Consider the following 20666-nt stretch of genomic DNA (forward strand, 5'->3'; position numbering starts at 1 on the left):
GCTCTGAAGCGCGATGTTAGGGTTTTGGCGATACGGGAAAGGGCCTGCACACCTCTTGCTGGCTGTGCAGGATTCAGGACAAAAGGGACTGGACACGTGAACATCAAAACCTTCTCTGCGCTCCGTGCGAGCGCCGCGCCGCTGGCGCTGGTCGTCGCCGGTTTCGCCGGCTCGGCCGCCATCGTCGCGCCTGCCATGGCGCAGGACGTTACTGCCGCAAGCCTTTCAGGTACTGTCGTTGACGACTCGGGTAAGCCGATCTCGGGCGCCCGCGTCGAAGTAACCTCGGTTGAACGTGGCTTCACCCGCACCACCACCACTTCGGGCAACGGCACGTTTACGCTGCCGGGCGTGCAGGTCGGCACCTACAACGTGACCGTGATGGCTGACGGCTACACCACGACCCGCAGCGAGAACGTTTCGGTCGGCCTCGGCGGCAACAACTTCGACTTCACCGTTTCGAGCGAAGCGCCGACCACCGGCGAAATCGTCGTCCGTGGCGCGCCGGTTCGCAAGGTGGACTTCTCGGGTACTGCCACCGGCATCGTGTTCGACGTCCAGAAGGTTGCCGAGACTGTTCCGGTCGGCCGTTCGATCGAAGCCATCCAGCTCCTGACCCCGCAGGTCACCTCGGGTGACTCGGCATTCGGTGGCGTTTCCATCGCCGGTTCGTCGGTTGCCGAAAACGTCTACTACATCAACGGCATGAACATCACGAACTTCCGCACCTTTGTGGGCGGAACCACCGTGCCGTTCGAATTCTACGACCAGGTCCAGGTCAAGACCGGTGGCTACCAGGCAGAATTCGGCCGCAACACCGGCGGCGCGGTCATCGCGCTGACCCGTTCGGGCTCGAACACCTTCCACGGCGGCTTCAACGTCTATTACCAGCCGGAATGGGGCTACGAGCAGGCGCCGAACACCTACTCGCAGAACAACAAGCTGGACAAGCGCGAAGTCATCGAAGGCAACATCTGGGCCTCGGGTCCGGTGATCAAGGATCGCCTGTTCTTCTTCGGCTTCTTCAACCCGCGTCACTACACGCAGAGCGACACCGACGCGTTCGGCGATACAACGACCCGCGTGAACAACAAGCCCTTCTACGGCGGCAAGCTCGACCTCAATCTGTTTGACGGTCACCGCGTCGAAGGCACGTACTTCAACGACTCGCAGGACGAGAAGGTCAAGTTCAACGGTTCTCCGACCACCAACTTCTCGGGCGGTTCGAACTACATCGTCAAGTACACCGGTGCCTTCACTGACTGGTTCACGCTCTCGGCTCTCTACGGGCGGTCCAAGTTCAACCAGACCTCGGCTGGCGCTGATGACGCCAACCCGTATGTACTGGATGGTCGTGTGCCTGCTGATGGCCTCAAGCTCATCTCAGGGAACCCGGCCGGCGTGATCGATACCGGTCGCGACCAGCGTACCAACTACCGCATCGACGCCGACCTCAACTTCTCGCTGCTGGGTGAACACCACCTGCGCGCTGGTTGGGACCTCGAGAAGCTGCAAGCTGACAACGCGACGATTTACTCGGGCGGCACCTACTACCGCTATTATCGCTCGGGCAGTAACCCTGCGTTGGGCGGGCTAATCCCTGCAAACACCGATTACGTCCGTGTCCGCACGCTCAATTCAGGTGGCAGCTTCAAGTCCGAGAACACCGCGTTCTACATCCAGGACGACTGGGACGTTACCGAGCGCATCAACCTGTCGCTCGGCCTGCGCAATGACAAGTTCGTGAACAAGGACGGCCTCGGCTCGCCCTTCACCACGCTCAAGAACCAGTGGGCTCCGCGCCTCGGTGTCAACTTTGACCCGACCGGCGACAAGACCGCTCGTATCTCGGCCTTCTACGGTCGTTACTACCTGCCGGTGGCTGCGAACACCAACATCCGCCTCGCCGGTTCGGAAACGTTCCTGCAGGACTGGTACACGCTGCCCGTCAACGGCAACGGCCAGTACACAGGCAGCCTGACCTCCCCCACGCTCGGCACCAAGGTTCTGGCCGAAGTGCTCTCGCCGGGCGGCGTTGCCGATCCGACGACGCTGGTCTCGAAGAACCTCAAGCCGCAGTACATGGACGAGTTCATCGTCGGTGGTGAATACAACTTCCCCAACCGCATGAAGATTTCGGTCAACTTCACCTATCGCAAGCTGGGTGCAGTGCTTGAAGACGTCGATTTTGACGGCAGCGGTGACAAGAACGTCCCAAGCACCTACTATGGGTCGATCATCAAGTCATTCTGCGCCACGCAAAATCAGGCATTCTGCAACGGCACGACCGTTCCGACCATCGGTAGCGGTGGCTACGTGCTGATGAACCCGGGACAGGATCTTATCGTCAACGTCGCCGACGCCAATGGCGCGCTGCACGAAGTCACCATCCCGGCTTCGTTCATCGGCCTGCCCAAGGCAAAGCGCACCTACTGGGCTGCAGAACTGAAGTGGGAGAAGCCGTTCGAAGACGGCTGGGGCCTCACCGCCAGCTACGTTTGGTCGCGTTCGCGCGGCAACTACGAAGGCGGCGTGAAGTCGGACAATGGTCAGGACGACACCGGCCTGACGCAGGACTTCGACGAACTCGGCTGGGTAGACGGTTCGTACGGCTTCCTGCCGAACCATCGCGAACACACCTTCAAGGTGTTCGGTAACTGGAAGCCGACCGACCGCTGGAACCTCGGCTTCAACGCCCTGCTCCAGTCGCCGCGCAAGTTCGGCTGCATCGGCACCTATCCGAGGGGCGACCTTCGGGCGACGGGCACCTCTGCAGCTTCTTGGTATTGCGATTCGCAAATCAAGGCCGGCAATATCGATGGCACAGTGGGGCAGCCTGTTGGCCGCGGCACAGTGTTTGATGGTGACTGGAACAAGCGCGTCGACATGAGCATCGCCTACACGATCCCGATGGAATCGATCGCAGGCGGCATCACGCTACGCGCCGACGTGTTCAACGTCTTCAACTTCAAGAGCAAGCTCGACTTCAACGAATTCGGCGATCTTGATACTGTTACGTCGATCAACCCGAACTATCGTAAGGTCACAGGCTACCAGACCCCGCGGTTCTTCCGTTTCGGCGTCTCGGCCAACTTCTGATCCTTCGCCGCAAGGCATTGATCAAGAATCGGGGGCGGTTCTTCGGAACCGCCCCTTTTTTGTGCGCTGAGGATCGCTTCGTTTCGGTCCGCAGACCCAGGACACATCACGCGCACGTGCTCAGCTCGAGGCAAAATTGCCCAGCGCCCGGCTTGCTTGGAGTTGGGCGGATGAGCATGGGAATAGCGGTCCGGTTTCAAGCCCATCCCATGTGCGACAGGCCGAATTGGCCAAATCCTTGCAGTGCCCCGGAATGGCTACCGTCTCGACCGCCTTGAATGTCTGCAATCGGTACTGGACCGAGGGCAGCTCAGCGCTGCCTGAAGCGCCATGCCTTTACACCGCTGGCGTCGGGCATGGTCACCGGTTCAAGCCAGCCCGGAACCTTGCCGGACATGAGGTGGGCAATGAACCCGGCCGGTGCCTTCTCCGCGTAGAAGCGAGCCTCACTGCCACCAGGGCAAATCACCACCATCTTAGCCCCGCGCCGTGCCATGATCTGCCGCGCGGCCTCGTCCGGTCCAAGGAAGGCATCGATCACGTCGCGAATGGCGGCGCTCGCCCGGTGGTGGGCGGTGGCGACGACCGTATGCCCGGACGTGACCAGCACGGTCGGACCGATGTCCAGACCGGTGAGCAACGTGCCTTTCGGGAGAGCCGCAAGAGCGGGCACGGCCCGGGAGAAGTCGCAGCCAAGGGCCACTTCGCCCTGTGCGCGACCATCTGACGCTTGGCCTGCCGGTGCGAGCAGACGCACCCCCTGATCCACCAGTACGCCCGGCAGGAGCAGCGTAATCATGACAACCACCCTGCCCATGCGTCGGACCAGCAGGGAATCCTGCCGCCAGCGGGCAAACTGCTCCGCAAACTGCCACGCTGCAGGCACGGTCGCGAAAAGGCAGGAAGCTCCCGATGCGCGCGCCACCAGCAGGCCGACCAGCGTTGCGCCAACCAGCAACAGGGCATAGTCGAGCCAGAACAGCTGCACTCCACGATCCGCCGCGCGCGTGGCCAGGCGCAGGCAGGCAATCAGGCCGAACAGCGGCAGCAGGATGATGGTCGCAGCAAAGCCCGGCTCCTGCCGCCACACCGGTAGCCCCTCAAGCACGGAATCAAGCCAGACCTTGCGGACCAGCGGATCAACCGAAGCGAAGGCGTCTCCCGCAAGGCACTGTGGCGCCCACGCCGCAGCAAGGCCGACAGCCCCTGCGCCGATCAGGCCCACGGCAAGCAGGCTCACCAACGGCGGACGGTCGCGAAGCCGCGGCAGGATGATCGCCGTGCCCCCACCCATCCACAACAGCGCCACGACATGGACAGGCGACACTGCATCGCAATGCTGCGCCAGATCGCCAAGGCCACGCGTCGCCAGGAACAGGGCCAGGCTCGCCAGGGACAGGCTCAGCAGATAGCCGATCAGCCACGCGCTCTGGCCGCGCCACAGACGCAAGGTGCAAAGTCCGCCGACGATTACGGCCAGAGGCAGCGATTCCAGCGAGATTGCCAGTGCGAGTGCCAGCGCCGCACCGGCCAGTGCCCCGCCCATCCGGGGCGCGCAGGCAAACAGGCCGTTCAATGCCACCAGCGCAAGCACGAACTGCATGGCATGGTGATCAATCCGCAGCGGCATCATTCGGAACGATGCCGGCACCGCCGCTGCCACCAGAAGGGCGGCGACGATACCGATGCGGGGGCCGAATTGCCGCGCTGCCAGCCGCGCCGCCAGCGCCATTGCCGCCAGAAGGTGCAGCAGCGGCACCACCACGATGGCGATGCTCTCTGCCAGCCCCTGCCCCATCAACGGACGCAACAGCAGGATCATCGCCGCGATCGGGATGTCGACCACGCGGGTCCAGTGCATCGCCACCCCTTCGGGCGGCGCAACGCGGTACTGGTGAAGGTCGAACCAGCCTTGCCCACCCAGCAGGTCGCGCACCTGCTGCAAGCGCAGCGCGTCATCGCCGTCGACGAAAGCCGCTATCGACAGCCTGCCACCGCTGCCGATCAGCGTCACGAGGCTAATCGCAACCCAAGCCAGCAACACGCCCCGCCACGGGAACGCATTGCTGCACTCTCCCGGCAATGGGCCGGAACGGCCACTGTTCACTGGAAGACGACCCGCTTTCTGAGCAGCCACGTCGTCGTGAAGCTTGCCCCCACGGCGATCAGCTTCGATACGCGCGAATCCAGGCCGATAGCGGTTCCGGCTCCGACGATCAGTGTCGTCAGCGCCAGCCCGACCAGAGCCGAGCCAACGAACAATGCCTTCTGCCGCGTGCGCGCGCCGCGCTCTGCCGCCACCGTATCGGTAAAGACCGTACGGCTCGAAAGCAGCCAATGCGCGACAATGCCAAGCGAATAGCCGCTCGCCGAAGCAATCACCGGCGCGGTCCCCATCGCCAGCAGGGCAAGGAACGAGCCGATGTCCACGGCCAACGCGCCGACACTGGCGAGCAAGTAACGCAGAAGCATCACGCGGCGCAGGCGATCGATCATCGGCAGGATCGTCCCGGTCATTTGTGGTGGCACTGTCTGGTTCAGGCGGCCTTGGCCGCAACCTTCTCGGGCACGATCCGCGCTGGAACATCGCGCAGCGACGCCAATGCAGCTGCCTGGTCTTCGCTGGGCGCGACGCGCGCCGGAAGGGCTCCTTGCGCACCCTCATTGCCCGCTTCGTGGTACTCGGCATCCTCGTTCACGCACCAGGTGTCGTATACCCGCGCACCTGCTGCGATATTTTCCACGGTCAGCATCGCTGTCATCATCGCGTGGTCCTGGTTGTTGTAGCGGTGCATGCCGTTGCGGCCGACCATGTGCAGCGTCGGATGGGCTGCTTCGAGTTCAGTGCGCATGGCGGCGACGTTTGCGGCATATTCGTCGTCATAGACCGGATAGGCCTTTTCCTGACGCACCACCACGCCGCCGATCACCTTTTCGGGGCTGACAAGGCCGAGGATCGCCATTTCCTGCTTGGCCAGTTCGATCAGCTCAGCATCCGACGAATCCCACAGCGCGTCGCCCTCGAAACAGAAGTATTCCAGACCGACGCAGGCCACGCTTTCGTCCGGCACCATTTCGGGCGACCACGAACGGAAGTTCTGGATGCGGCCGACCTTCACCTTGCTGTCGTGGATGTAGATCCAGTTGTCGGGGAACAGTTCCTCGGACCGGATCTTGAGCGCCACCGTCAGGAAGTCGCGATACTTGAGGCGGCTGGCTTCGAGTGTTGTGGCGGGCAGCGGATGCAGGCGCGCGGCCAGCTCGCGCATCGGCGCCGAACTTATGGCATGGGCTGCCTCGATCACCACATCGCCATCCGGTCCCGTCGCAGACAGGCGCCACCCGCCCGCGCCATCGGCTGCAAGCTGCTTGAAGGCATGGCCCATCAGCACTTCACCCTTGCCGCTCGCCACGATCCTGTCGCGCGCAGCATCCCACATCATGCCGGGGCCAAGACGCGGATAGCGGAAGGTTTCGAGCAGGGTCTTGGTCTGCATGCCGTCGTTCGGACGCTTGTTCAGGCCAAGGCTGCGCTTCAGCCCGTCGACAACCGCCCCCCACAGCGACAGTCCCTTGATTCGCTGGGCCGCCCAGTCCGCGCTCATCTCGTCGCAGGGCATGCCCCAGACCTTTTCGGTGTAGGTCTTGAAGAAGATCGAATAGAGCTTCTGCCCGAACTGGTTCACGGTCCAGTCCTCGAAGCTTTTCACCTTGCGGTTGGGAAAGGCCTTGGCTTTTGCGAAGCTCGCCATGCACAGCGTCGATCGCACGAGGCCGAGGTTCCACAGCGCCTCGAACGCGCGCAGCGGGTAGGAGTAGAACTTGCCCTCGTAATAGATCCGGCTCATCCGCGGGCGCTGGATGAAATCGTCGGGCAGAATCTCGTTCCACAGATCGACGACCTGCTGGCTTTTCGAAAAGAAGCGGTGCCCGCCGATGTCAAAACGGTAGCCTTCGTGCTCGACCGTCCGGCTTATGCCGCCGACATAGGTCTGGTCCTTTTCGATGATGGCAACGCTGAAACCGCGCTTGGTCAGGAGGTAGCCCGCCGTCAGTCCAGCCGGCCCAGCGCCGATGATCGCAACATCCACCTTGCGGCTGCCAGAACCGTTTGCGAGGCCATCGGCCGCTCTCGTCCCGTTAACCATCAAAACCCCCGTCTCAGCGCACTTCGCTTGAGCCAGACGTGAAGGAAAATGGATAAGGGATGGTTAATGGCGGCAAGGCCTGCGGCAAAGAATTGCCGTTTCCGGCCAGCCCCGCTGTCAAACTCTTATGTCAGATCTTGCGCAACCGTCCGCCGGGGCTGGGCATCGGCAGATCGCTGCCCTGCAGGGGTGCGGCAATCCGCGCGAGTTCGTCCATCTTGAAGGTCTGCTCGAAGAGCAGCCCGTAACGCGGATGGCTGCGCCAGCGCACTTTGGCGTAGATCGGGGGGAGAACTTCCGTTTCCAGCCGGACGAGCTCGTTCATCAGGAGCCACTTGTCGCTCTCGATGCACGCCCCCTGCTGCGAAATATCCTGGAACGCGACATGGACCGCATCGCCTCCCGAATGGAGGATGGCATCGAGATGGATGCGCAGCCGGACCTGGCGCTTCGGGAAAGTTCCGTGGCTCTCGTCAAGCAGGCGCTCGATCTCGATGTCACCCAGAAAGCGAAAGCCGGCGTATTCGCCCTCGCTCCAGATCTGCTCGATCGGATAACGATCGCCATTGCTCATTTCGATGGCCAGCGATCCGCAAAGGGGCAGCGGGTTGAACAGGCGGATCTTGAGGCCGCTCGCCGACGCATCACGAATGACGCAGAGGAATTCGCGCTCGCCATCGAGGATCAGCTTGGCGGCACGAATCAGCAAGGTGAAACGCGGCGCGGCGCGTTGGTCCGCTCCGGCTTCCGCGTCCTTAGGCACTTGATCGTCGTCTGCCTGGGCCAAGCCCGATCCCCCGCGCGCGTGAAGCCGCACCGGAGCGCACGCAAACCCCGGTAAGAATCAGTATTAGCACGTAATTCCTACCGCGGAGTTACCAAGCAAATTACGGAATGACTTGGATTTTTACAGCCATGTAAACAACCGCTTTCAATGTGTAGTCTGACTTGTCATCAAATCGCGGCAGATAATTACAATAGCGCCGATTTTTGGTGCGGACGGCGGGACTCGAACCCGCACGATCAAGGATCAAGGGATTTTAAGTCCCCGGCGTCTACCATTCCGCCACGTCCGCAATAGTTGGCAGGACAGGTTCAAGGTGAACCCTGAAAGCCGCAACTTGTGCAAGTCGCGCCTGCCACAGCACAAAGGGCGCGGCAACGTCTGTTGCCGCGCCCTTTGTTGAATTTTCGGCCGGAAGCTCAGTCGGCGTTCAGCCGTTGCCGCATTTCCTTGCCTGCCTTGAAATAGGGCACGCGCTTGCCCGGTACTTCAACGGTTTCGCCGGTTCGCGGGTTGCGGCCCTTCCGGGCATCGCGTTCGCGCGTGGAAAACGCACCAAAACCACGAAGTTCGACACGCCCGCCATCAGCCAGACGCTTGGCAATCTCATCGAAGAAAACGTCGACAACCCGCTCGATTTCTTCGCTGCGCATGCCAGGGCTTTCCTTGGCGAGAGCCTGCAGCAGCTCCGATCTTATCATTCTTTCCCTCCGCCAGGCGACCATGCGGGCGCCCCCACAGTTATCTACGATCCCTGCGCCCAAACCCCCGTATGCGCGCATTCCGCCATCCTGCCACGGCCGACCGGTCATGACAATCGTTTCATATTGCCGGGAGTGGCCAAAAATGGACCGTTTCAGGCGATTTCCGCTACGTCGGCCAAGCTGATGCCAAGCAGGCGCATCCGTGCCGCCACTGCAGGCCATTCATCTTGCAGGAAAGATTCACGCTCCCGTCGGCGCAAGGCATCAACCGCGCCGGGTGCGACGAACATGCCAACGCCGCGCTGGACAATCACCAGCCCTTCCTCCTGAAACTGCTGATAGGCCTTGGCCACGGTAAGCGGGTTGGCGCCCTGTTCCGCCGCATAGGCCCGAACCGACGGCAGCATGGCACCCTCGGCATAGCGACCGTCAAGGATTGCCACACAGATTTCGTCACGCAGGCGGAGATAGACCGGACGGCTTGCCTGGCTGATGTTCATGCCCATGGTGACGTAGTGCCATAATACAGCGCATCACACAACGGCTCGTTGCCGCCGCGCTTCGGGCGCACTTCTGCCGCGCACCCACCGCTTCGCCACACTGGTTGCGATTGAAAATAGTTTCTTGCCATCGCCACACGTGGCACTAAGGCGGAAACTTGCCGTGCAGGAGAGGCGCGGCAGTGCAAAAAGCTCACACAGCAACGACGGGATCGCTCGCCGGCATGGCCCAAGACGACACGAACTTCGCACGAACCACGGCAACTGGCGAGTGGTTCGGCCATCCCCAGCAATTGAAGCGCCTGTTCACGACCGAAATGTGGGAACGCTTCGGCTATTACGGCATGAGAGCGATCCTCACGCTCTATCTCGCCAAGCATTTCCTCTTCAACGATACCACCAGCACCGGCATTTACGGCGGCTTCACCGCGCTCGTCTATCTCACCCCGCTCATCGGCGGACTGATTGCAGATCGTTATCTCGGCTCCAAGCGCTCGGTGAAGTTCGGCGCGATCCTGATGGCGGTCGGCTATTTCATGCTCTGCTTCGGCGGCGAGGCGGCCAAGCCCTACGCCACGATCGAAGGCCAGCGCTATGACGTGACCGTCACCGAGACCGCCGGCAGCGAAGTCCGTTCGGTCGAAATGGGTGGTCAGCGCCTCGAGATCGTCGGTAACGACGACAAGTCCGTGTCGCTCAAGTCGGCTGACGGGGCCGAGGTCAGGCGCATTGCGCCGGGCGGGTTCCAGTCCGACGGCGAACGCTCGCAGTTCCACATCGCCATCCTGCTTGTCGGCCTTTCGCTGGTCACGGTCGGCAACGGTTTCTTCAAGCCCAACATCTCCACGATCGTCGGCTCGCTCTATGCCGATGGTGACCGCCGCCGCGATGCCGGGTTCACGATCTTCTACATGGGCATCAACCTCGGTTCGCTGATTTCGCAGTTCTTCTGCCCGATTCTGGCCGAATCCGTGGGCTGGTGGGCTGGGTTTGGCCTGGCTGCCGTCGGCATGACCTTGTCGTGGGTCCTGTTCCAGTTCGATGGCGGCAGGCTCGATGGCTATGGTGAACGTCCCGCCGGGGCCGATCCGCGCAAGGACTGGCTGATCTACGGCGCGGCGCTGGTCTGCGTGCCGCTGTTCTTCTTCCTGTTCACCAACCTCATGGCCTATGTCGCGCCGGAAGCGGGCGAGGGACTGACCGGCTACCTCCTTGGCCTGCCGATCATGGGCAAGCTGATGTTCGGCACCTTCCTTCTTGCCGTTCCCGGCATCCTGATCTGGGCGCTGGCCTCGGGCAGCCGCGTCGAATTCCAGATGATGGTCGCCGCTATGGTGCTGATCGTGTTCAACACCGTGTTCTGGACCCTGTTCGAACAGGCAGGCTCCTCCCTCACGCTGTTTGCCGAGCGCAACACCGTGCTTGAAGTGGGCTGGACCCGCGGTCTTTTCGCGGTCTTCAACGCCTATCCGTTCACCTACTACCTGTTCTTCGCGCTCCTGCTGGGCGGGCTCGGATGGCTGCTCACCTGGTTCTTCGGCAATGGCGAACCTGCGGCAACGAAGCGGAAGATGGGTGCGGGCTTCGCTCTGGTGATGACGGCCGGCTTCATCGGCATGATCTATGCCCGGGCCAAGGGCTTTGCCACCGATGAGGTCTACGTCATGCCCGCAGGCCAGACGCAGATCTTCAATGCCCTGTTCATCGTGGCGCTGGCGCCGGTGTTCGGCGCGATGTGGAATGCGATGGCCCGGCGCGGCGTCGAACCTTCGATCCCGGTGAAGTTCTCCATCGCCCTGATGGGCGTGGGCGCAGGCTTCCTGCTGCTGGTGTGGGGCGCGCAATTTGCCGACGCCCAGTTCAAGGTCGGACTGGTCTGGCTGGCCGGCCTGTACCTCGTCCACTCGATGGCCGAACTGTGCATTTCGCCGGTGGGCCTTTCGATGATCACCAAGCTGTCCATGGCCCGCATTGTCGGCATGATGATGGGTGTGTGGTTCCTGTCGATCGCGGTGGCGCAGTACGTTGCCGGCATGGTCGCGCAGGTTGCCAGCGTCGAAACGGTTGGCGGCCAGGTCACCAATCTCAAGGTCAGCCTCGATACTTACGTCGGGGTCTTCACGACGATCGGCTGGATTTCGATCGGCATCGGCGCCGTGCTTCTCGTCATCGCGGTGCCGCTGAGGAAGCTGATGCACGGCGTAGCGTGATAATTGCCCTTATGGCGGGAACCAGCCGATCGTGAGATTGTTTCTGAAGGGCTAGGCATTGGCCAACTTGAGAGTATCATCAGGGTAACGCGGGCGTTGGTCGAAAACGGCAACGGGCATCGCGGAATGGGGGACGGTTCATGGATCATGCGTTGATCCAGCTTATTGCGGCGACAACAGCCTTCGTTATTTCGCATTTCGTGATGTCAGGGCCCATTCGCTCCCGCCTGCAGTCCATGCTGGGCGGGCGGGGCTTCCTGCTGTTCTATTCGCTGGTATCCCTGTCCGTACTGGCCTGGGCGATGGTCACATTTGACCGTGTGAAGACGGGAACGCCGCTTTGGGATGGCATGGCCGCCGGCCCATGGGTGGTTGCCAGCCTGCTCACGATAACCGGCACGGCGTTTCTGCTGCCATCGTTCACGCGCAATCCTGCGCTGGCCGGCGCGAATGCTGCTGGCGTGGGCACGTGGATCCCGGCCGGCGTGTTCAGGATCACCCGGCACCCGATGATGTGGGGCATTGCGCTGTGGGCGCTCGGTCACATCGTCGCTTCGCCGACACCTCGTGTCCTGGTCGTCATGTCAGGTCTGATCGTGCTGGCGTTGCTAGGCTCGCACTTTCAGGACAAGCGCAAGGTCGCCCAGAACAAGCGAGAATTCCACCCCTGGCAGCGCCGCACCAGTTTCTGGCCCCGGCTGCAGGAACTGGGCGCGCTGCGCCTTGCCTGGGCGATTGCCTTCCTCGTCTGGTTCATCGCCACGTGGCTGCACTACCACTTTTTCGGCATCCCGGCCGGACTGTGGATGTGGATCGGCTGACCAGAGCCCGGCGGAGACGTTAGCGCAGGCTTTCAGGCGCGGGCTTTCAGGCCCGCGCTTCGTTCACACCCGCAGAGTTGTGCCGCAAGGCCTTGAGCACGGTATCGACGATTTGCGGCGCGTTGAGGCCCGCCGTGTCGTACTGCTTGTCCGGCGCATCGTGATCCTGGAACACGTCAGGCAGGCGCATGGTGCGGATCTTGAGGCCACCATCGGTCAGCCCCTCGTCGCTCGCCATCGTCAGCACGTGCGCGCCAAGGCCGCCGATCGCGCCTTCCTCGATCGTCACGACAACCTCGTGCGTGGCCATCAGCTGGCGGATCATGTCGGTATCGAGCGGCTTGGCAAAGCGCAGGTCGGCCACTGTCGTCGAAAGCCCCTTGGCCTCCAACTGGTCCGCCGCCTTCAGCGCCTCGGCCAGACGGGTGCCCAGCGAGAGCAGCGCAACCTTGCTGCCTGACCGCACGATGCGGCCCTTGCCGATCTCCAGCAGTTCCGGCTCATCCGGAAGCGCCACGCCGGTGCCATTGCCGCGCGGATAGCGGAACGCGATCGGCCCGCTATCGTGCTTTACGGCGGTATAGGTCATGTGGACCAGCTCCGCCTCGTCCGCGGCGGCCATCACCACCATGTTGGGCAGGGTGGCCAGATAAGTGATGTCGAACGATCCGGCGTGCGTCGCACCATCGGCACCGACCAGCCCCGCGCGGTCGATGGCAAAGCGCACGGGCAGGTTCTGGATCGCCACGTCATGCACCACCTGGTCGAACGCGCGCTGCAGGAAGGTCGAATAGATCGCGCAGAACGGCCGCATGCCCTCTGCCGCGAGGCCCGCCGCAAAGGTCACCGCGTGCTGCTCGGCAATGCCGACGTCGAAGGTGCGCGTCGGGTGCGCCTTGGCGAACTTGTCCACGCCGGTGCCGCTCGGCATCGCCGCGGTGATCGCGCAGATCGTCGGGTCGGTTTCGGCAAGCTTGGCCAGCGTTTCGCCAAACACGTTCTGGTATGCAGGTGCGCCGGGCTTGGCCTTTACCTGCTCACCGGTGACCACGTCGAACTTCTGCACCCCGTGATACTTGTCCGCCGCAGCTTCGGCCGGGGCATAGCCCTTGCCTTTCTGCGTCACGACATGGACGAGGCATGGCCCCTCGGCCGCATCGCGCACGTTCTCCAGCACCGGGATCAGCTGGTCGATGTTGTGCCCGTCAAGCGGGCCGACGTAGTAGAAGCCCAGTTCCTCGAACAACGTGCCGCCCATGGCCATGCCCCGGGCGAACTCGTCGGTCTTGCGGGCGGCGGTGTGCAGCGGCCGCGGCAGCTTGCGCGAAAGCTTGCGCGCGATTTCACGCAAACCCAGGAACTGGCGCGAGGACACCAGCCGCGCGAGATAGGCCGACAGCCCGCCCACCGGCGGCGCGATCGACATGTCGTTGTCGTTGAGGATGACGACGAGCCGGTTGCCTGCCTCGCCGGCGTTGTTCATCGCCTCGTAGGCCATGCCGGCGCTCATCGCGCCGTCGCCGATCACGGCAATGCCCTTGCCGGGACGATCGCTCAGCTTGTTGGCAATGGCAAAGCCCAGCGCCGCCGAGATCGAGGTGCTCGAATGCGCGGTGCCGAACGGATCGTATTCGCTTTCGCTGCGCTTGGTGAAGCCCGAAAGCCCGCCACCCTGCCGCAGCGTACGGATACGGTCACGACGCCCGGTGATGATCTTGTGCGGATAGGCCTGGTGGCCCACGTCCCACACCAGCTTGTCCTGCGGCGTGTTGAACACATAATGGATCGCCACGGTCAGTTCGACCACGCCGAGGCCCGAACCGAGGTGCCCGCCAGTGGTGCCCACGGCAGAAATCATCTCGGTCCGCAATTCGTCCGAAAGCTGGCGAAGCTGCGAAGGTGCAAGCTTGCGGAGATCGTCTGGTGTCTTGACCGTGTCGAGCAGCGGCGTTGCCGGTTCTGAATTCATCCCTCCGCCCTTACACCGATGCTTTGGCGCTGTCGAACAGGATCATGTTGCCGCAGCCTTCCCCAAGGTTCGTGGCGCGCGCAATCCCAGCAGAAGCGACGAAGCGATCAGCGCTGCCGCCGCCAGCACGAAGGCATAGCCCGGCGCGGCCAGATCGCCGCTTTGCCCGATGTAGCGCGTCAGCAGCACCGGCGTCAGCCCGAAGGTCAGCGCCACCACCGCGCCATAGCCGATGCCGACCAGCCCGGCGCGGTGCCGCTTCGGTGTGATCTCAACGAACGCGGCATAGGCAACGGCCGCCGAAACCGTGGCCATCAGCAGGAGCAGGGCTGCGGCAAGGGCCAGTTGTCCCAGCGTTCCGCCAGCAATGCCCCAGCGGAACAGTGGCAGCGAAACCGCAGCGGCCAGAACGGCGGTGGCGAAGTTCACCTTCTGCCGCCCGACCCGGTCTCCCAGCCAGCCGCCGAACAGCAGCCCGACGATCTGCGTGCCCGCCGCCGCCATCTGCAGGACATACCCATTCGTCACCGGGATTTTCAGGAAGGTCACTGCGTAGACGAACAGAAAATCCCCGGTCGCGCCCGCCAGCAGGAATCCGAACACGCCAAGCAGCGCCGCCGCATAGGCCGCAACATCAAGCTCCGTCACCACGTTCGGCCCCGTCTCGGGCAAGTGCAGCGTCTCGTCCAGCCGCCGCCGCAGGATGAACGCCAACGGCACGATCCCTGCACCGATGGCAAAGGCAATGCGCCAGCCATAGGCATCAAGCTGCGCCGGGGTCAGCACGCTCGCCAGCACCAGCCCGACAAGGCCGCTGCCCAGCACGCCGATGCGCATCGCCACCAGTTGCAGCGCCACCAGCATCCCGCGCCGCTCCGGCGGTGAACTCTCGGCCAGGAACGCCGTCGTCGGCCCCACATCGCCGCCCGCCGCAAGGCCCTGCAACAGGCGGAAGATAACCACCAGCACCGGCGCCCATATGCCGATGACAGAATAGCTCGGCGTCAACGCCAGCCCGATTGCACTCACCCCCATCAGCGCGAAGGTCGCCAGCATCGTCGGACGACGGCCCACCTTGTCACCGAGCAGTCCGAACAGGATCGCGCCCAGCGGCCGTGCGCCAAAGCCGGCCCCCGCCGTCATCAGCGTCAGCAGCAGCGCACTCCCCGGCGCACCTGCGGGGAACATCACCCGCGAGACGTTCACCGCGAAAAAGCTGAAACTGAGGAAATCGTAGAATTCCAGCGCATTGCCGGAAATGACTGCCACGAACTGCTTCCGCGTCGGCAAGTGCCGTGGCTCGTGTGCCTGATCGTTCATGCTGCCCTCTCCCCCGTCAGGCAAATTCAATCCTCGGCAGCGCACTCCGCACAATGGCCGCGGATTTCCACTACCGGTCGCACCTCGGCAAAGCCCGCCGCCTGTGCCGCCAGCCGCAGCGCGCCAGTCAGCTTGTCGTCGTCGTTGTGCACGGCCTTGCCGCACAGGTCGCAGATCAGGAAGATGCAGTCATGCCGACAGCCGGGATGGCTGTTGGCAACATAGGCATTGGCGCTTTCCACCCGTCGCGCCAGATTGGTGCGCACGAACAGGTCAAGGATGCGATAGACCGAATTGGCCGCCACCCGCTTGCCCCGCCGCGTGCCGACGCTTTCGGCAATGTCATACGCCGAGGCCGGCTTCTCGTGCGCTGCAAGCGCCTCGAATACGTCGGCGCGCATTTCGGTCCACTGCTCTCCAGAAGCCGTCAGCGCTTCACGCGCGGCCTCGATCAGCTTGTCGCCTGCGAAATCGTGATGATGGTGCCCGGACATCGGCCCTAGATAGGCACGACCGCGCGCCTGCGCAAATCAGTTCCGCGTGAAGCCGGCCTTGTAGAGGTCCGGGAATAGCCGCTTTAGGTTCGCCACCTTTGGCGCGTCCCACCGCTTGATATAGCCGTGGTCGGGATTGTTGGCGGCAAAGTCCTGATGATAGCCTTCGGCTGGGTAGAATGCCTTGTACGGCTCGATCGTGGTGACGATCGGCTGCTTCCACAGACCGGACTTCTTCAATTGAGCAAGATAGGCCGCAGCAACCTTGGCTTGTTCCTGATTCATCGGCACCAGCGCATTGCGATACTGCGTGCCGTGGTCGGGGCCCTGGTAGTTCAACTGCGTCGGGTCCGCGCCGACGGCGAAGAACACGCGCAGCAACTGGTCGTAGCGGATCTTCGCAGGGTCATAGGTCACCCGCACCGCTTCGGCATGGCCGGTCCGTCCAGTGCCGACAACGTCATAGATCGCGGTGTTCTTCGCCCCGCCGTGATAGCCGGAGACGACGCTGCTCACACCGTTCAGGTGGCTGAACACCGCCTCAATGCCCCAGAAGCAGCCGCCCGCGAAAACCGCAGTCTTCTTGCCTGCAGGCTCGTTTGCCTGAACCGCTGCGGCCGGCGTCGCCACGGCGCCCTCGGCCTGCGCCGGTTGCTGGCAGGAAGCGGTGAAGATCCCCACCGCCAGTGCTGCGGAAAGGATCGGTCGGCGCATCTTAGCGCGAAGCCTGTTCGCTGGCGTGTTCAAGATCCGGCGTCGCCAGTGCGGTGGTCCCGGCAGAAATGCCCATGACAGCGGCCCCCATCAGGAACCCAAAAGCCAGAGCGCGGAAGAAGTCAGGCTTGAACAGGCCCATTGTCGTCAGCTTTCACAAATCGTCTTTGCGTCTCGCTGCCCATGGCCCGAGTCGCCTGAATCTTCGGTGACGCCCTGCACAGGGATTCATTCAGGTGATGTGACAATCTGCGAACCGTTCACGACGTGCGACGAAGCGTTAGGCTCGAAGCTGTACCCACACCGGCGCATGGTCGCTGGCCTTCTCGCGGCCACGATATTCCTTGTCGACGCCTGCCGCCACCAAACGGTCCGCCAGTTCGGGCGAGAGCAGGGCGTGGTCGATGCGGAAGCCGTGGTCGCGCTGCCAGGCTCCGGCCTGATAATCCCAGAACGTCCAGACGCCGCCCTGCGGATTGAAGGTGTCGATCGCGTCGGTCCAGCCGTCATTGAGCAGGCGGCGATAGGCGTCGCGCGATTCGGGCTGCATCAGCGCGTCACTGGCCATGGCCTTGACCGAGAAGGTGTCCTTGTCTTCGGGGATCACGTTGTAATCGCCGATCACCACCGCGGGCACATCCTCTGCCGTGATCTCGGCCATGCGCTTGCGCAGGCGCTCCATCCAGCGCAGCTTGTAGTCGAACTTCGGACCGGGCTGCGGATTGCCGTTGGGCAGGTAGATGCACACCACGCGAATGCCGAATACATCGGCTTCGAGATAGCGCGAATGCTCGTCCTCGGGCTCGCCCGCCAGCCCGCGCTGCACTTCGACCGGCACTTGCCCATCGGCCAGGATCGCCACGCCGTTGAAGCCCTTCTGGCCATGCCAGATCGCGTGGTAGCCGATCTTCTCGAACTCGGCAGCCGGGAAGCCCTCGTCCTGCGTCTTGATCTCCTGCAGGCAGGCAACCGAGGGCCGCGTCTCCTCAAGCCATTCGAGCAGGCGGGGAAGGCGGGCCTTGATCCCGTTGATATTGAACGATGAAACCTTGATCATATCGCGAAGCTTGCGCCGCAACCGCAACCCGATGCCGCCTGGGGGTTCGAGACACGAAACGCTGCGCCGCCCAGCGATTCGACGTATTCCACCACGCTGCCTTCGAGCAGGCCGAGGCTGACCTCGTCGACCACCAGCCGCACGCCGTCGGTCTCGGCGATCAGGTCACCGTCTTCCGGTGCATCGGCGAGGCCGAACTTGTACTGGAAGCCCGAACAGCCGCCGCCTTCCACCGAAAGCCGCAGGATTGCGGGCTTGCCCTGCTTTTGCGCGATGGTGGCAACGCGGGCGGCAGCGCTGGGGGCGAGGGTGACCTGGGTATCGCTCATGCGATGCAAGATAGGAGCGCGGCAGCGAAACCTCAACGCCCGAAGCTAGCGATTCCGCTCGTCCTCAAGCCTGTCCTCGATCGATTCATCGTGGCCAGTCCCGCTGGAGAGGAACACCAGCCCCATCAGCGCCGCCATCAGCATGATCGTCAGCCACACGCCCAGCGCCGAGGCGATGTAGAGGTGGATCGAGACGAAGCCGATCTGCATGTAGAGCACGGTAAGCACCACGCCGACGACCGCAGTGCTGAACAGCGCCATCCAGTTCATGATCTGCCGGTAACGCGCCCAGGCAAATCGTGCGTTTTCAGGATCATCGAGCGGGGAATGTCCGGCCATGGCAAAGTCCTTTGGCGATCGAAGATGGTGCGCGCAACGGCTTTGACAATGGCGACCAAGATGTCATGATCCCTATGGGAGATAAGGCGGCCCGAAAAGACGCCCGAAGGCGCAAGTCGGCCGCATCACGCAGGAGGATGCCATGACGATTGCGCAAGTCATTCAGGGAAGAGGGGAAGTCTGGAGCGTGTCGGCCGACGCGCAGGTATCCGACGCGATCGACATGCTCGCCCACCACCGCATCGGCGCCCTGCCGGTCAGCGATGGGGACAGCGGCGTGGCAGGGATTTTCTCCGAACGCGACATGATCCGCTGCCTGCACAAACATGGCGAGGCGGCGCTGCACATGAAGGTGCGCGACATGATGACGGCACCGGTCGTTACCGTTTCGCCCAAGACTTCGGTGATGGAGGCGCTGGCCCTGATGACCCAGCGCCGCTTCCGCCATCTCCCTGTAGTGGAAGGAAATCGCATGGTCGCCTTCGTCTCGATCGGAGACCTGGTGAAGCACCGGCTCGACAAGATCGAGGCCGAAGCGGACGCGATGCGGGTCTATATCCAGCAGGCCTGAAGCCACGATTCAGCGTTTCCAACTCTCGGGGCAGAAGGGCAACTCCCCCCGAACTCTCCCCCAACTTCCCGCATCCCCCGGGCACTTTCGCGCTGCAAACGGCGATCTCGTATTTCACGTGAAACACTCTAGGCTTCCCTCACACTTGAGGAAATCCATCATGCACCTGACCCGCCGTTCGCTCCTCGCCGGAGCCGCCGCCGCGACTGCCTCGCTGTCGATCTCGATCCGGGCGCAAGTCCTGCCACCGCAAGGCTTCGCCACCCCCTCGGGCACGTTCCCCTTCGGTCCCGAGGTATATCGCGAGCGCCGGGCGAGGCTGATGGCCACGCTCAAGGACGGCGTGGCGGTGATCCATGGGGCCGAGCGGGACCGGACCAGCGGGCCGGTGAGCCCGCCGTTCCATCAGTCCGGCGATTTCGCCTGGCTGACCGGGATCGTCGACGAACCCGGCGCGGTGCTGGTGCTCGCGCCTGCCGAGCGGACCTACCGCGAATTCCTGCTGCTCCCGTCGCGCGATGTCGAGACCGAGCGCTGGGATGTCGAGCGCCTGCCGCTGGGTTCGCTGATCGAACAGCGCACGGGAATTCAGCGGGTAAGGCGCACTTCGGGGCTGGACGGCCTCGTGACGCAGCTCGCGGCACGCAGCCGGACGCTGCATTTCATGGGGCCGATCACCAGCGCTTCGGCCCCGGTGCCGCCGGCGATGGAGCTTTATGGCCGGGTGATGAGCCATGTGCCCGGCTGCACGATGAAGGACCAGAGCGCGCTGCTACCGGCCCTGCGGACGGTCAAGGAACCGCGCGAGCTGGAGCTGATGCGCAAGGCGCTCGCCGCGACGCAAGCGGGGCACTTGGCGGCGATGAAGGCAGTGCGCCCCGGCATGACCGAGCGCCAGCTGACCGCCGTGCTAGAAGACGGCTTCCGGCAGGGCGGGGGTGAGGGGCTATCGTACGATTCGATCGTGGCGACCGGCCGCAATGCCGCCTCGCTGCATTATGCCCACGGCAGTGCGGTGATCGGGGCGCAGGATCTGGTGCTGATCGATGCCGCTGCCTCAGTCGGCACTTATGCCTGCGACATCACGCGCACCTTCCCCGCCTCGGGCAGGTTCACCGCGCAGCAGCGCGCGGACTACGAACTGGTCATGGCGGCGCAGGATGCTGCAGCGAAGTTGCTGAAACCGGGGGTGATTCACGAGGACATGACCGAGGCGGTCTATGCCCTGTTCCGCAAGGCCGGACGCATCGACGAGTTCACCCATGGCCTCGGCCATTTCGTCGGCCTCGATGTCCACGACGCCGGCGATTATGCCAAGCCGATCCCGGCGGGCGCTGTCATCACCATCGAGCCGGGGCTCTACAACCAGCAAATGAACCAGGGCATCCGCATCGAGGACCTCTACCTCGTCACCGCCAGCGGCTGCGAACGCCTGAGCACCGGCATCCCGCGCACCGCGGCCGAGATCGAAGCGTTCATGGCGCGATAGGGCGACCCGCAAGACTTACGTTTCCGCAGCGCAGGCCCGGGGTTCATGGCCTCACCATCAGGCACGCCATAAGCGTTGTGGACCCCGGCCTTCGTCGGGGTGACGGTGATTGGTGCCA

General features: G+C 63.4%; 19 protein-coding genes and 1 tRNA gene. 5 read left to right on the plus strand and 15 right to left on the minus strand.

Annotation, left to right across the window (positions count from 1 at the left end; translation table 11 throughout):
* Positions 1–96 precede the first annotated feature (96 nt).
* Complete coding sequence (locus C7W88_RS05270; protein ID WP_162895920.1) at positions 97–3099, plus strand: TonB-dependent receptor; 3003 nt, start codon at positions 97–99, stop codon at positions 3097–3099.
* 310 nt (positions 3100–3409) lie between these two features.
* On the opposite strand, the gene C7W88_RS05275 is transcribed toward C7W88_RS05270, so the two are convergent.
* From C7W88_RS05275 to C7W88_RS05305, 7 genes are all read right to left on the minus strand, one after another.
* The gene (locus tag C7W88_RS05275) at positions 3410–5113 is read right to left on the minus strand and encodes a hypothetical protein (protein ID WP_162895921.1); all 1704 of its coding nucleotides are present in this window, start codon (positions 5111–5113) and stop codon (positions 3410–3412) included.
* A gap of 89 nt (positions 5114–5202) precedes the next feature.
* Complete coding sequence (locus C7W88_RS05280) at positions 5203–5616, minus strand: GtrA family protein (protein ID WP_118072769.1); 414 nt, start codon at positions 5614–5616, stop codon at positions 5203–5205.
* 20 nt (positions 5617–5636) lie between these two features.
* The gene (locus tag C7W88_RS05285) at positions 5637–7247 is read right to left on the minus strand and encodes an NAD(P)/FAD-dependent oxidoreductase (RefSeq protein WP_118072770.1); all 1611 of its coding nucleotides are present in this window, start codon (positions 7245–7247) and stop codon (positions 5637–5639) included.
* A 130-nt stretch (positions 7248–7377) separates the two neighbouring features.
* Entirely contained in the window at positions 7378–8034 is a 657-nt protein-coding gene (locus tag C7W88_RS05290) for a PilZ domain-containing protein (protein ID WP_118072771.1), read from the minus strand.
* A 204-nt stretch (positions 8035–8238) separates the two neighbouring features.
* A tRNA-Leu gene (locus tag C7W88_RS05295) sits at positions 8239–8323 on the minus strand.
* 127 nt (positions 8324–8450) lie between these two features.
* Entirely contained in the window at positions 8451–8732 is a 282-nt protein-coding gene (locus tag C7W88_RS05300; RefSeq protein ID WP_039333122.1) for an integration host factor subunit beta, read from the minus strand.
* Between the two features lie 155 nt (positions 8733–8887).
* Positions 8888–9241 (minus strand): GntR family transcriptional regulator, encoded by a 354-nt coding sequence (locus tag C7W88_RS05305; RefSeq protein WP_240344841.1) that lies wholly within the window; start codon positions 9239–9241, stop codon positions 8888–8890.
* A gap of 218 nt (positions 9242–9459) precedes the next feature.
* Here C7W88_RS05305 and C7W88_RS05310 point away from each other — a divergent pair, with 218 nt between their 5' ends.
* Both C7W88_RS05310 and C7W88_RS05315 read left to right on the plus strand, forming a co-directional pair.
* Positions 9460–11445, plus strand: a complete 1986-nt coding sequence (locus tag C7W88_RS05310; protein ID WP_118072772.1) for a peptide MFS transporter — start codon at positions 9460–9462, stop codon at positions 11443–11445.
* Positions 11446–11585: 140 nt separating this feature from the next.
* Entirely contained in the window at positions 11586–12266 is a 681-nt protein-coding gene (locus C7W88_RS05315; protein WP_118072773.1) for an NnrU family protein, read from the plus strand.
* 46 nt (positions 12267–12312) lie between these two features.
* Here the strand turns inward: C7W88_RS05315 and dxs are convergent, their stop codons facing one another.
* The 8 genes from dxs to C7W88_RS05350 all read right to left on the minus strand — a co-directional run bounded on the left by dxs (position 12313) and on the right by C7W88_RS05350 (position 18488).
* Entirely contained in the window at positions 12313–14235 is a 1923-nt protein-coding gene (dxs, locus tag C7W88_RS05320) for a 1-deoxy-D-xylulose-5-phosphate synthase (protein ID WP_118072774.1), read from the minus strand.
* A 42-nt stretch (positions 14236–14277) separates the two neighbouring features.
* Positions 14278–15555, minus strand: coding sequence for an MFS transporter (locus C7W88_RS05325; RefSeq protein WP_118072775.1), 1278 nt, complete (start codon positions 15553–15555; stop codon positions 14278–14280).
* 26 nt (positions 15556–15581) lie between these two features.
* Entirely contained in the window at positions 15582–16049 is a 468-nt protein-coding gene (locus C7W88_RS05330; protein ID WP_118072776.1) for a Fur family transcriptional regulator, read from the minus strand.
* A gap of 36 nt (positions 16050–16085) precedes the next feature.
* Positions 16086–16763, minus strand: a complete 678-nt coding sequence (gene msrA / locus C7W88_RS05335) for a peptide-methionine (S)-S-oxide reductase MsrA (RefSeq protein ID WP_118072777.1) — start codon at positions 16761–16763, stop codon at positions 16086–16088.
* A gap of 1 nt (position 16764) precedes the next feature.
* On the minus strand, positions 16765–16905 hold the full coding sequence (locus C7W88_RS22560; protein WP_162895923.1) for a hypothetical protein: 141 nt from the start codon (positions 16903–16905) through the stop codon (positions 16765–16767).
* A 138-nt stretch (positions 16906–17043) separates the two neighbouring features.
* Positions 17044–17820 (minus strand): exodeoxyribonuclease III, encoded by a 777-nt coding sequence (xth, locus tag C7W88_RS05340; RefSeq protein WP_118074588.1) that lies wholly within the window; start codon positions 17818–17820, stop codon positions 17044–17046.
* The gene (locus C7W88_RS05345; protein WP_118072778.1) at positions 17817–18149 is read right to left on the minus strand and encodes an iron-sulfur cluster assembly accessory protein; all 333 of its coding nucleotides are present in this window, start codon (positions 18147–18149) and stop codon (positions 17817–17819) included. Before C7W88_RS05345 ends, xth begins: the two co-directional genes overlap by 4 nt.
* A 45-nt stretch (positions 18150–18194) precedes the next feature.
* Positions 18195–18488: a hypothetical protein gene (locus C7W88_RS05350; RefSeq protein ID WP_118072779.1), complete on the minus strand. Its 294-nt coding sequence runs from the start codon at positions 18486–18488 to the stop codon at positions 18195–18197.
* A gap of 142 nt (positions 18489–18630) precedes the next feature.
* On the opposite strand from C7W88_RS05350, the gene C7W88_RS05355 reads away from it, so the two are divergent.
* The gene (locus tag C7W88_RS05355) at positions 18631–19059 is read left to right on the plus strand and encodes a CBS domain-containing protein (protein ID WP_118072780.1); all 429 of its coding nucleotides are present in this window, start codon (positions 18631–18633) and stop codon (positions 19057–19059) included.
* Between the two features lie 160 nt (positions 19060–19219).
* The gene (locus C7W88_RS05360; protein ID WP_118072781.1) at positions 19220–20548 is read left to right on the plus strand and encodes an aminopeptidase P family protein; all 1329 of its coding nucleotides are present in this window, start codon (positions 19220–19222) and stop codon (positions 20546–20548) included.
* Positions 20549–20666 lie beyond the last annotated feature (118 nt).

The sequence above is a fragment of the Novosphingobium sp. THN1 genome, from assembly GCF_003454795.1.
GTDB lineage: Bacteria > Pseudomonadota > Alphaproteobacteria > Sphingomonadales > Sphingomonadaceae > Novosphingobium.